Here is an 11,823-nt window from a genome sequence, read left to right on the forward strand (position 1 = left end):
CTCGCCCTGCCGTCGAGCGTGGCGGCCTCGTTGACGCGCTGCAGCTTCAGGTCGGCGTCGAACAGCGCCACGGTGTGCGGCAGGTAGTTGGCGGCCATGACCCACTGGCCGTCGCCGGAGACGGCCCCGTTGCGCATGTTCAGCCCGGCGCGCACCTCGGCCACCACGGCGAGGTTCCAGAGGTCGTACTTGGTGATCCAGCCGTCCCGCGAGCCGAAGTAGACGAAGCGGCCGTCGGGCGAGAACTTCGGCCCGCCGTGCAGCGCGAAGCGCGAGGCGAAGCGGTGCATCACCTCGAAGCGGTCGCCGTCGACGACGGAGACATGGTGGTCGCCGCCCTCGACGACCAGGAACACGTTCAGCGGGTCGGCCTTCCAGGCCGGGCGGGCGGGCAGCGCGGCGGCGCCCGCGACTTCGCTGCGCGAGGCGCGGATCTGCGCCTCGCTCCAGGTCGGCGCGGGCGTCACCGGCGAGTAGATCCACTTCGACAGCGCGGCGATCTGCTCGGCCGAGAGCTTGTCGGCGAAGCCGGGCATCTGCGTGGCGGTGCGGCCCTGGGCAATGACCGAGGTGGCCTCGGCCGGGCGCACGCGCTGCAGGCTCTCCGGCAGCAGCGCCGGCCCCATGCCGCCCAGGCGCTGCTCGCCATGGCAGGCCACGCAGTGCTCACGGTAGAGCGCAGCGGGATCCGCCTGCGCGCGCGCCATGTCGGCGGCCATGGCGAGCATGCCGGCGGCCAGGGCGAACTTCCACCAGTGCGCGGCGGGCTTCATGCGACCGCCTCCGCGGCGCTGTCGGCTTGGTGCAGGCCGATCTCCTCGTCGCTCATATAACAGCCGGGGTCGGCCGCCCAGGCATCGCCGGTGACCTGCTGCGCGCGGGTGCGCGTGTTGCCGCCGCAGAGGTCGAAATGCCTGCACGAGGCGCAGCGCCCGCCCACCGGGCGCGGCTTCATCTTCAGGCCGCGCATCAGCGGGTCGGAGGTGTCCATCCAGATCTGCGAGAACGGCCGCTCACGCACGCTGCCCAGGCTGTGGTGCCACCACATCGTGTCGGGGTGCACCACGCCGAGGTTGTCGATGTTGGCCACGTTCACGCCGGAGGCGTTGCCGCCCCAGGCCACGAGGCGTTGGCGCAGCGGGGCCTCCCAGCGCGGGAAACGCTCGCGCACCCACTGCAGCAGCCAGGCGCCGTCGGCGTCGTTGTTGCCGGTGACGAAGTCCTGCTCGCTGCCGTCGCAGGCCGCCTTCCACGCGGCCTGGTAGAGCACGTCGAGTGCGTTGCGCGTGGTCTCGAACTGCGCGTCGCGCGAGCGGTGGATGTTGCCGCGGCCGGCGTAGTTCAGGTGCGAGAAGTAGAACTTGTCGATCTGCTCCTCGCGCATCAGGCGCAGCAGCGGCACCAGGTCGTGCGCGTTCATCGCCGTCATCGTGTAGCGCATGCCCACCTTCACGCCGCGGTCGCGCAGCATGCGCATCGCGGCCAGGCTGCGGTCGAACGCGCCTTCGAGGCGGCGGAACTTGTCGTGTGTGGCGCCGATGCCGTCCAGGCTGATGCCGACGTAGTCGAAACCCATCGTCGCGATGCGGTCGGCCATCGGCGCGTCGATCAGCGTGCCGTTGGTCGACAGGCCGACGTAGAACTTCATCGCCTTGGCGCGCGCGGCGATGTCGAAGATGTCGGGGCGCATCAGCGGCTCGCCGCCGGAGAGGATGAGCACCGGCACGCGGAACGCCTTGAGGTCGTCCATCACCGTGAACACCTCGGGCGTGCTCAATTCGCCGGCGTACTCGTGGTCGGCCGAGATCGAGTAGCAGTGCTTGCAGGTGAGGTTGCAGCGGCGGATCAGGTTCCAGATCACGACAGGGCCCAAGGGTCCCGGGGGCTGGCCGCTGCCGCGCGTGGCGGGCACGGGATAGGCCCCGGTGGCTTCGGCCTGGGCGAGTTCGCGCATGTACTGCGAGACGCGGAACATGGTCAGTTCTCCGATGACGAGAGGCGCAGCCCGGTCTTCTTCAGGATCGCGCTGCTGTAGAGGATGTCGCTGCCGCTGCAGGCGCTGCCCAGCAGCGCGCGGATCTGCGCCGCCTGGCGCTCGACCTCGTCGCGCGAGCGGCCGTGCACCATCGCGAACAGGTTGTAGGGCCACACCGGCAGCTCGCGCGGGCGGCGGTAGCAGTGGCTGACGCCGGGCAGGGCGCCGACCATGGCGCCGAGTTCGTCGACGCGCTCGTCGGCCACGTTCCACACCGTCATGCCGTTGGCGGTGAAGCCGAGCCTGTAGTGGTTGGGCACCGCGCCGATGCGGCGGATCAGCCCTTCGGCGAGCATCTGGCCGAGCCGCTCGCTCACCCGCTCGCCGCTGACGCCGAGCATCGCGCCTACCGCCTCGTAGGGGCGCGAAACCAATGGCAGTCCGCTCTGCGTGGCGGCGATCAGCTCGCGGTCGAAATCAGACAGTGCCATGGCCGGCTCCTGCCGCGGCCGGAAGCCGCAGTTCGACGAAATACTCGCGCTCCTTCGGGAACGCATGCACCTTCAGCCCGGTGGCGCGCTCGATGCGGGAGAGGGCATCGAAGGCCGCCTCGTGGCTCTCGGCGGCGACCACGAACCACATGTTGAGCTGGTGCTCGCGCCGGTAGTTGTGCGCCACCTCGGGAAAGGCGTTGACGATGCCGGCGATGCGCTCGAAGCTCGCCTGCGGCACCTCGAGGGCGGCGAGCACGAACAGCCCGCCGGCGCGCTCGATCTGGAACAGCGGGCCGAAGCGCGTGAGCGTGCCACGCGCCAGCAGGTGGCGCAGCCGCTCGATCACCTCGTCCTCCGAGACGCCGAGCTCGGCGCCGATGTCGGCGAAGGGGCGCTCGGTCAGCGGCAGCTCGCCGTGCAGCCGGTCGATGAGCTGCAGGTCGATGCGGTCGGGCGCCTCAGGCGAGTTCATGCCGAAGCTCCTCGGGTCGGGCATCGCGGAAGTAGCGGCCGCCTTGCTGCTTGAAGCGGCGCAGGCTGAACAGCACCTCGTGAGGATGCCGGTCCAGCCCGGCCGCACGGGCGGCGGCGCCGATCGTGGCGCGGACGCCGTCGCGCTCGCGGCCGTGCACCATGCAGTACAGGTTGTAGGGCCAGCCTTCGGCCCGCGCGCGGCGGTAGCACAGCGTCACGCCGGGCTGGGCGGCGAGCGCCGCGCCGCAGGCATCGACCTCGTCGTCCGGCACGTCGAACACCGTCATGGCGTTGCGGTCGAAGCCCAGCTCGTGGTGGCGCACCACCACGCCGAAGCGGCGCAGTGTGCCGCGGTCGAGCCAGCAGGCGAGGGTCGACAGCAGGTCGACTTCGCTGCGCTCGAGTCGGGCCGCCCATTCGGCGTCGGGTCGCACGACCAGCGGCAGCCCCGCCTCGACGAGTGCGGCCAGCGCCCGGTCGGATTCGGCCACCGGCGGCGCGCGGCGGGCCGGCTCGCAGGCCGCAGGCGCTGCACTCACGGCGCGCAGGTCGAAGCCGAGGTCGATGCGATAGACGCGCTGCATCGGCAGGCGCAGCGTGGCCAGGCCCGTGCTTCGCTCCAGCGCGTCCAGGAGCGTGGCCAGCGTGGCCGCATCCGGACCGGTGATCACGAACCAGAGGTTGAAGCGGTGCTCGCGCTCGTAGTTGTGGTTGACGCCGGGCAGCGTATCGACCTGCGCCGCCACGGCGGCAAGGCGCTGTGCCGGCACCGCCATCGCCACCAGCAGCGCCGCACCGCCGGCCCCGGCCGCCCACACGCCGCCGATGCGGCTGAGCGAACCATCGGCGCGCGCCGCCTCGAAGCCGGCGATCACCGTTGCTTCGTCGCTGCCCAGCACTTCGCCGATGCGCGCGAACGGACGCGCCTCCCGCGGAAATCCGTGCTGCCAGCCGTTGAGCAGGTCGAGTCGCTGCATGGTCAGAACCCCATGCGCGCCGCGCGGCTGGTGAAGAACACGCCGCTCGGGGCCTGCAACGGCAGCGTCGCCAGCGCATCGAAGCTGCGCGTGTCGTACACGCTCACGCGGTTGGCGTCGCGCGAACTGATCCACACCGCCTCGCCGCGCGGCGTGAACTCCATGTGCAGCACCGCCTTGCCCGGCTCCAGCGTCTTCACCACCTGGCGCGTCAGGGTGTCGATCACCTGCACGCGGTCGTAGTCGGGCACGGCGAAGTTGACCCACACCTGGCGGCCGTCGGGCCGGGCCATCGCAAACACCGGCTGGCCGGCCACGGGGATGCGCGCCACCTCGGCCCAGGTCTCGGTGTCGACCACCAGCACCTCGTGGCGGCCGATGGCCGGCAGGTAGGCATGCCGCCCGGCCACGGCCCAGCCGCGCAGGTGCGGCATCTTGAAAACGGGGAGGGGCTGCTGCCCGCGGCCGTAGCCGGCGAGGATGCGGCGAACGACGGGCTTGTCGGCCCACAGGTCGATGAGCGCCAGGCCATCCTCCCCGAACAGGCCGGCGATGTAGTGGCGGCCGTCGGGCGTGACCAGCGCGTCGTAGGGCTGGCGGCCGACGTTCTCGAACCTGGTGAGCTTCGGTGCCTTCGGATCGGAGACGTCGGCCACCCAGACCTGGTCGGCGTCGAACAGCGAGAAGACGAAGCGCCGGCCCGGCAGGTCGGCCAGGCCGACCACCCGCGAGAGCTTGCCCGGCGCATACTCGGCCGGGATGTCGGCGACGAGTTCGAGCGTCTTCGCGTCGAATACCTTCACGCCGCCGGGCTGGTAGTTCTGCGCGGCCACCAGCGTGCCGTCCTGCGACACCGCGCCGCCGATCGAGTTGCCGGCCTGCATCACGCGCTGCTCGATGCGCCGGGAGATCAGGTTGACGCGGGTGAGCGCGCCGTCGCGGCCGAAGACGAAGGCGCTGCCGCCGTCGCGCGAGAACACCACCGAGGCGTGCGACAGGTCGCCCAGCCCCGGCACCTCGGCGAGCACGCGGCGCTCGCTGGTGTCGACGATGGCCACCGTGCCGGTGGCGCGCTCGACGATCACGCCGAGGTCGCCGGTGCCCTTGGTCGGTTCGACGGTGGCGGCGCAGCCGGCCAGCAGCGCCGCGCCCAGGGTCAGCGCCAGGCGCTTCATCGTGATTCCTCGGGAAAACCGGCCACCAGGCGCTCGGCGATCCAGCGCGATTCGCCGGGCCGCAGCATCGAGCGCCACGGAGGCATCGGCGTGCCGGGGCGGCCGTGTTCGATTACCGCCTCGAGCGAATCGAGCGGCTTGTCGGCCAGCGCCGCGCGGGTAAGCGCGGGGCCGAGCCCGCCGGTGAGCGCCATGCCGTGGCACGAGCCGCAGTCCTGGCGGACCATGCGCACCAGCTCGCGCTGGCGCACCGCATCGGGCGAAGCGAAAGCGGGAAGCGCGACGGCCATGAGCCCGAGGATCAGCAGCCGTCGCGCGCCCATGGCTCAGCTCTTGAGAATGAATTCCACCGCCGACTTGAGATCGGCGTCGTTGATCTTCTCGGGCGGGTTCGGCGCCATCGGGATCGGTCCGAAGCTGCCCTTGCCGCCGGTGCGCACCTTCTGCATCAGCGTGGCCACCACGTCCTGGCCCTTGTACTTGGCGGCGATCTCCTTGAAGGAGGGCCCGACCATCTTCTTGTCCTTGGCGTGGCAGGCCTGGCAGCCGGCCTTCTCCATCGCCGCCTCGGGGTTGGCCTGCGCCGGGGCCGAAGCCCCGAGCGCCGCCACCGCCAGGCCGATCGCGAACGTGAGTTGCGTCTTCATGGGGTGACTCCCGTGTCAGTACACGTCATGTTGAGTGTTGTGCACGTTGAAGTGGCCCGTCGGCGTGATCAGCTTCGGATCCTTGATCACGGCCTTGAGCTTGAGCGTCTTGTCGTCGACGACGACCAGCGCGCTCTGCTTGTCCTTGGCACTCCACACCGAGAACCACACCTCGTCACCGGCCTTGTTGAACTCCGGCTGCACGACGCGCTTGGCGCCGTCGTCGGTCAGGCCGGCCCACTCGGCGATGGGCAGCACGGTGTAGCCCTTCTCGAGGTTCTTGATGTCGTACACCGCCACCGACTGCGAGATCTTCGGGTCGGGGTTCAGCGGCGTGTCGACGTACAGGTGCGTGGACTTCGGGTGGCTCTTGAGGAACAACGAGCCGCCGCCCTGGCCCTTGAGCGTCTGCACCACCTTGAAGGCGCTGTCCTTGTGCTTCTTCGGGTCGGTGCCGATCAGCGAGATGGTCTCGTCGCCGAGGTGGCCGGTGCTCCACACCGGGCCGTACTTCGGGTGCACGAAGTTCGCTCCGCGACCGGGGTGCGGGATCTTGCCCACGTCGATCAGCCTCTCCAGCTTGCCTTCCTTCATGTCGACCGCGGCGATCTTGTTGCTCTGGTTCGCCGCCACCATGAAGTAGCGCTTGCTCGAGTCGAAGCCGCCGTCGTGCAGGAAGCGCGCCGTCTCGATCTCGGTGACCTTCAGCGCCTTCAGGTTGGAGTAGTCCACCAGCAGCGTCTTGCCGGTCTCCTTGACGTTCACCACGAACTCGGGCTTGTAGTGCGAGGCCAGGATGGAGGCCACGCGCGGCTCGGGGTGGAACTCCTGCTTGTCGACCGTCATGCCGCGCGTGCCGACGATCTTCAGCGGCTCCAGCGTGTCGCCGTTCATGATGGTGTACTGGGGCGGCCAGTAGCTGCCGGCGATGGCGTACTTGTCCTCGTAGCCCTTGTACTTCGAGGTATCGACCGATCGGGCCTCGAGGCCGACGCGGATCTCGGCCACGTTGTCGGGCTTCTCCATCCACAGGTCGATCATGTTGATCTTCGCGTCGCGACCGATCACGAACAGGTAGCGGCCGGAGGCCGACAGGCGCGAGATGTGCACCGCGTAGCCGGTCTTGACGATGTTGATGATCTTCTTGGTGTCGCCGTCGATCAGCGCCACCTCGCCGGTGTCACGCAGCGTGGTCGAGAAGATGTTCTGGATGTTGTAGCTGTTCATCTTCTTCTTCGGCCGCTGTTCCGGCGGCACGATGACCTTCCAGGTCTGCTTCATCTGCTCCATGCCGAACTCCGGCGGCATGGGCGGGTCCTGCTGGATGTAGCGGGCCATCAGGTCGACTTCCTTCTCGGTCATCTCGCCGCTGGTCTGCCAGTTCGGCATGCCGGCCGGCGAGCCGTAGGCGATGAAGACCTTGAGGTAGTCGGTGCCCTTGCCGATCGTGATGTCCGGCGTCAGCGGCTTGCCGGTGGCGCCCTTGCGCAGCACGCCGTGGCAGCCGGCGCAGCGCTCGAAGTAGATCTTGCGCGCGGTGTCGAACTCGGCCTGCGTCATCGGCGGAGCCTTGGGGTTGCTCGACTGGTACATCGGCTCCGAGGCCAGCGGCGACGCGCCGGCCTGGTACTTGAGCTCGGGCTCGGTGACGCCCTTCTTCTCCTGCGCCGTGGCGCCGAAGGACGCGAGGGAAATCAGCAGCGCGGCCGTCAGCGTGAGCGGCGACGCGGGATAGCGGCTTGTCATGGGGCTCTCCTGGGGTTGACCTGTCCGGTTGATGTGCGGCCATGGTCCGGCCGGGAGGCTGGGCCGTCCTTGAACCAGTTCAAGCCCGAACGCGCGCAGTCGGTCTGCGCGGATCAGATCGCAGGCAGAGTCGCCGGAGTTTGTGGAATCTCAACTCCGCCGGGTCGGACAGGTCGCCGCCCGACGGCGCCCCCTCAGGACAGCGGCGCGGGCGCAGTCGGCGCGGCGAAGCGGGGCGGGGCCGGCTCGGCCATCGCGGGCAGCCGTGGCGCGGGCAAGGCCGCGTCGGCCGTGGCGTCGTCTTCCGCCTCGGGCAGCAACGTGGTGTGGTGCTCGTGCACCCCGAGCGCGCGGCTGAGCAGCCAGCTGGCGCCGATGAACACGCCCACCGCCCCGATGCTCAGTGCCGCCAGCAGCGCGCCGAGCGTCCAGGGCGTGAAGACGAAGCCCATGCCCAATCCGGCTGCCGAGGCCAGCGCCGCCGCGCGCAGGCGGCCGCGCGGCTCGAGCAGGCCGGTCACCGCGGCCACGTAGGACGCTAGGAACAGTCCGACGAGCAGGAGCTGGACGGAGTGCAGGGCCGGAGGCTGGTGCTGGAGTGCGGTGAAGGGATTCATCTCAACACCTCGGGGGCGCATCACGCATGGCGATGAGCATGCGTCAGTTACACGGCGCTTTGTGAGCGCGGTAACAAATGCCCCTGCAAGCGCGTGGTTCAGATCACGCGGCCGTTACCGTTTCCGCCGCCTGCGCTACACCGCGCAGTAGCGCTCCTGGATCTCGCGGTCGGCCAGCAGCGCGGAGGCCTCGCCCTGGTGCGCGATGCGGCCCTGGTCGAGGATGTAGGCACGGTCGGAGATCGACAGCGCGCGCTCGACGTTCTGCTCCACCAGCAGGATGGTGGTGCCGTCGCGCTTCATCTGCTCGAACAGCACGAACATCTCGTGCACCAGCAGCGGCATGATGCCCTCGGAGGGCTCGTCGAGCAGGATCATGCGCGGGCTGCTCATCATCGCGCGCGCGATGGCCAGCATCTGCTGCTCGCCGCCAGACAGCGAGGTGCCTTCCTGGTCCATGCGCTCGGCCAGGCGCGGGAAGGTCTTCGCGATGGTGTCGATGCGTTCCTTCTCGCGGCTGCGCTCCTTGCCCGCGATCAGCCCGAGTCGCAGGTTCTCCAGCACGGTCAGGCCGGGGACGATGCGCCGCTCTTCGGGAACGTAGGCCAGGCCGCGGTGATAGCGCGCATGCGCCGGCAGGGCGAGGATCTCCTGGCCATCGAAGAGCACGCTGCCGCCGCGCCGGGCCAGCAGGCCCATGATCGCCTTGAGCGTCGTGGTCTTGCCGGCGCCGTTGCGGCCCATCAGCGTGACGATCTCGCCGCGCTGGACCTCGAAGCTCAGGCCCTGCACGACATGGCTGCGGTCGTACCAGGCGTCCAGTCCGTCGACGTGCAGCATGTTCAGCCCTGTCCCAGGTAGACGCGCCGCACGTCGGCATTGGCACGGATCTCGTCGGGCGTGCCCTCGGCGAGGAATTCACCGTGGTGCAGCACCAGCAGCCGCTCGCAGATGCCCATCACCAGCTTCATCTTGTGCTCGACGAGGATGACCGAGCGCTCGGCGGCAAGCTCGACGATCAGGTCCATCATCACCTTGGTCTCTTCCGGCGACATGCCGGCGGTGGGCTCGTCCATCAGCAGCAGCACCGGCTCGGCGGCCAGCGCCATCGCCACCTCCAGCGCGCGCTGCTGGCCGTGGGCGAGGTCGGCGGCCGGCCGGTCGGCCAGGTGCGCCAGGCCCACGCGCGCCAGCAGCTCGTGGGCGCGGTCGGTCAGTGCGCGCAGCTTCGCGCGCGGCGTCAGCAACTGGTAGCGGCTGCTGCGCATCTGCGCCGCCACGCGCACGTTCTCGTGCGCGCTGAGCTGCTTGAACACGTTGGTGATCTGGAAGCTCTTGGCGATGCCGATGCGGGCGAACTCGTGCTGTGCCAGGCCGGTGATGTCGCGCCCCTGGAACTTCAGCTGCCCGCTCGACGGCGGGAAGGCGCCGCTGACCACGTTGAAGAAGGTGCTCTTGCCCGCGCCGTTCGGGCCGATGATGGCGCTGAGCTTGCCGGCCTCGAACTTCGTGCTGACGTTGTTCAGCGCCACGAACTTGCCGAAGCGCATGCTGACGCCTTCGACCTCGATGATCGGCGTGCTCATCGCACCCGCTCCAGCCGCTTGACCAGCGTGCCCCAGATCCCGCTGGGGAAGAACAGCACGAAGAACATGAACACCGCGCCGACGATGGCCATCCAGTGCTTGGTGAACACCGTGGCCACGTCTTCCAGCGTGAGGAACACCGCCGCGCCGACGAAGGGGCCGAAGAAGGTGCCCATGCCGCCGAGCAGGCACATCATCACCGCCTGGCCCGACAGCAGGTAGTGCAGCGAGTCGATCGGCACGATCGACAGGTGCAGCGCGCGCAAGCTGCCGGCCAGCCCGCAGATCACCGCGGAGAGCACGAACACCAGCAGCTTGGTTCGCGCCACGTCGTAGCCGCAGGCGGCGGCGCGGCGGTCGTTCTCGCGCACCGCCTCGATCACCGCGCCGAACGGCGAGGCGAGGATGCGCGAGACGAACCACAACGCCACGGCCACGAAGGCGAGGATCACGTAGTACTTGGTCACCGGGTTGATGAAGTCGAGCACGAAGGGGCCGAGGTGGATCTCCGGCACCTGGATTCCGCGCAGGCCGTTCTCGCCGCCCGTCCAGCGCTCGGCCTTGTAGAAGGCGTAGTAGACGATCTGCCCGAGCGCCAGCGTCACCATGGAGAAGTAGATGCCGCGCGTGCGGATGGCGAGGAAGCCGATCACCAGCCCGGCCACGCCGGCCGCCACGACGCCGGCGACCACCGCCAGCCACCACGGCCAGCCGCCATGCACCATGGCGATGCCGGTGAGGTAGCTGCCCACGCCGAGGAAGGCCGCATGGCCGAACGACAGCAGCCCGGTGTAGCCGAACAGCAGGTTGAAGCCCATCGCGAACAGGCCGAACAGCAGGATATTGATGGCCAGCGCGTGGTAGGGCATCAGCAGCGGGAAGACCAGCAGGAACAGCAGCACCGCCGCCACGCGGTGACGCTTGATCGTGTCCAAGACCTGCGTCACGACAGCAGCCCCTTCTTGCCGAAGAAGCCCTGCGGCCGGATCAGCAGCACCACTGCCATCAGCACGAAGATCGAGAGTTCCGCGAGGTCGGGCGCGAACAGGGAGGTGAGCGAGAACACGATGCCCACCAGCAGCCCGGCCAGCACCGCGCCGGGCAGCGAGCCCATGCCGCCGACCACGGTGACGACGAAGCTCTCGGCCAGCACGTGGATGCCCATCTCCGGGTTGACCGCGCGCGTGGGCGCGGCCAGCACGCCCGAGAGCCCCGCGATGCCGGTGCCGATGCCGAACACCACCAGCCAGACGCGCGCGATGTCGATGCCCAGCACCTTGCAGATCTCGCCGTCGCGGCTGCCGGCGCGCACGATCAGGCCGTAGCGGGTCTTCTCGAGGAACAGCCACAGCGCCAGCACGATCACCGCGGTGGCGAGAATCAGGAACAGCCGGTACTTCGGGAAGTAGCCGAAGCCGAGATCCACCGCCCCGCGCAGCTCCGGCGGCGTGGACGACGGCAGGCCCTCGATGCCGAACATCACCCGCATCGCCTCGATCAGCACCCAGGACAGGCCGAAGGTCAGCAGCAGCGGGTAGTCGATGCCGCGGCCGTACAGCGGCCGCACCAGGAAGCGCTCGGTCACCAGCCCGATCGCGCCGACCACCATCGGCGTGAGCACCAGACTGAACCAGAAGTTGCCGGTCAGCCCGAGGAAGTAGAGCCCGACGAAGGCGCCCACCATGAAGAACGCGCCATGAGCGAAGTTCACCACGGTGAGCATGCCGAAGATCAGGCTCAGGCCGATGGCCAGCAGCGCATACACCGCGCCGAGCGCGACGCCGGTGACCAGCTGCAGCGCGAGCAGGGAGGGCGTGATCTCCATGTCAGCCCCGCCCGGCCGTTCCGAAGGGGCTGAGCGCCCCCTCGGGGGGCAGCGAACGCAGTGAGCTTGGGGGCTTCATCTCAGGTCGTGACCTTGTGGCCCATCTCCTCACAGGTGCGCAGGTTCGTCTCGTCGGCGGCCTCGATGGACAGCACGTTGAACACGTCGTACTTGTCCGTCTTGGCCTTGGACTTGCTCTCGACGATGACCACCGACTGCACCGACTGGTGGTCGCACTTGCGGTAGAACTGCGGGCCCTTGTACCAGTCGTACTTGAGCTGGCGCAGCGCGATGGCCACGCGCTGGC

The 11,823-nt window shown here is 69.3% G+C and carries 14 protein-coding genes and 1 pseudogene; all 15 read right to left on the minus strand.

The window, feature by feature from the left end; all coding sequences use genetic code 11:
- Positions 1–773 (minus strand): cytochrome D1 domain-containing protein (locus AB7U92_RS11610; RefSeq protein WP_428576563.1); only part of this gene is annotated, 773 nt, incomplete at its 3' end.
- On the minus strand, positions 770–1,975 hold the full coding sequence (gene nirJ, locus AB7U92_RS11615; RefSeq protein WP_428576566.1) for a heme d1 biosynthesis radical SAM protein NirJ: 1,206 nt from the start codon (positions 1,973–1,975) through the stop codon (positions 770–772). The genes nirJ and AB7U92_RS11610, both read right to left, overlap by 4 nt.
- Positions 1,976–1,977: 2 nt before the next feature.
- Positions 1,978–2,466, minus strand: a complete 489-nt coding sequence (locus tag AB7U92_RS11620; protein WP_428576569.1) for an Lrp/AsnC family transcriptional regulator — start codon at positions 2,464–2,466, stop codon at positions 1,978–1,980.
- Positions 2,453–2,941: an Lrp/AsnC family transcriptional regulator gene (locus AB7U92_RS11625; RefSeq protein ID WP_428576572.1), complete on the minus strand. Its 489-nt coding sequence runs from the start codon at positions 2,939–2,941 to the stop codon at positions 2,453–2,455. The genes AB7U92_RS11620 and AB7U92_RS11625 overlap by 14 nt, the downstream gene beginning before the upstream one ends.
- Positions 2,928–3,920 carry an Lrp/AsnC family transcriptional regulator gene (locus tag AB7U92_RS11630; protein ID WP_428576574.1) on the minus strand — a complete coding sequence of 331 codons (993 nt, stop codon included), beginning with the start codon at positions 3,918–3,920 and terminating at the stop codon, positions 2,928–2,930. The genes AB7U92_RS11625 and AB7U92_RS11630 overlap by 14 nt, the downstream gene beginning before the upstream one ends.
- A 2-nt stretch (positions 3,921–3,922) precedes the next feature.
- Positions 3,923–5,095: a cytochrome D1 domain-containing protein gene (locus tag AB7U92_RS11635; RefSeq protein ID WP_428576577.1), complete on the minus strand. Its 1,173-nt coding sequence runs from the start codon at positions 5,093–5,095 to the stop codon at positions 3,923–3,925.
- Positions 5,092–5,418, minus strand: a complete 327-nt coding sequence (locus tag AB7U92_RS11640) for a c-type cytochrome (RefSeq protein ID WP_428576579.1) — start codon at positions 5,416–5,418, stop codon at positions 5,092–5,094. Before AB7U92_RS11640 ends, AB7U92_RS11635 begins: the two co-directional genes overlap by 4 nt.
- 3 nt (positions 5,419–5,421) lie before the next feature.
- The gene (locus AB7U92_RS11645; protein WP_428576582.1) at positions 5,422–5,742 is read right to left on the minus strand and encodes a c-type cytochrome; all 321 of its coding nucleotides are present in this window, start codon (positions 5,740–5,742) and stop codon (positions 5,422–5,424) included.
- Between the two features lie 15 nt (positions 5,743–5,757).
- Positions 5,758–7,488, minus strand: coding sequence for a cytochrome D1 domain-containing protein (locus AB7U92_RS11650; protein WP_428576586.1), 1,731 nt, complete (start codon positions 7,486–7,488; stop codon positions 5,758–5,760).
- Positions 7,489–7,682: 194 nt separating this feature from the next.
- Complete coding sequence (locus tag AB7U92_RS11655) at positions 7,683–8,105, minus strand: hypothetical protein (RefSeq protein ID WP_428576589.1); 423 nt, start codon at positions 8,103–8,105, stop codon at positions 7,683–7,685.
- 135 nt (positions 8,106–8,240) lie between these two features.
- Complete coding sequence (locus AB7U92_RS11660; protein ID WP_428576591.1) at positions 8,241–8,945, minus strand: ABC transporter ATP-binding protein; 705 nt, start codon at positions 8,943–8,945, stop codon at positions 8,241–8,243.
- 2 nt (positions 8,946–8,947) lie between these two features.
- Positions 8,948–9,691 carry an ABC transporter ATP-binding protein gene (locus AB7U92_RS11665; protein WP_428576594.1) on the minus strand — a complete coding sequence of 248 codons (744 nt, stop codon included), beginning with the start codon at positions 9,689–9,691 and terminating at the stop codon, positions 8,948–8,950.
- The gene (locus tag AB7U92_RS11670; RefSeq protein WP_428576597.1) at positions 9,688–10,638 is read right to left on the minus strand and encodes a branched-chain amino acid ABC transporter permease; all 951 of its coding nucleotides are present in this window, start codon (positions 10,636–10,638) and stop codon (positions 9,688–9,690) included. Before AB7U92_RS11670 ends, AB7U92_RS11665 begins: the two co-directional genes overlap by 4 nt.
- The gene (locus AB7U92_RS11675; RefSeq protein ID WP_428576599.1) at positions 10,635–11,516 is read right to left on the minus strand and encodes a branched-chain amino acid ABC transporter permease; all 882 of its coding nucleotides are present in this window, start codon (positions 11,514–11,516) and stop codon (positions 10,635–10,637) included. Before AB7U92_RS11675 ends, AB7U92_RS11670 begins: the two co-directional genes overlap by 4 nt.
- An 80-nt stretch (positions 11,517–11,596) precedes the next feature.
- Positions 11,597–11,823: pseudogene (locus tag AB7U92_RS11680) on the minus strand (ABC transporter substrate-binding protein); the annotation flags it as partial.

The organism is Piscinibacter sp., from assembly GCF_050175855.1.
Taxonomy (GTDB): Bacteria; Pseudomonadota; Gammaproteobacteria; order Burkholderiales; family Burkholderiaceae_C; genus Piscinibacter.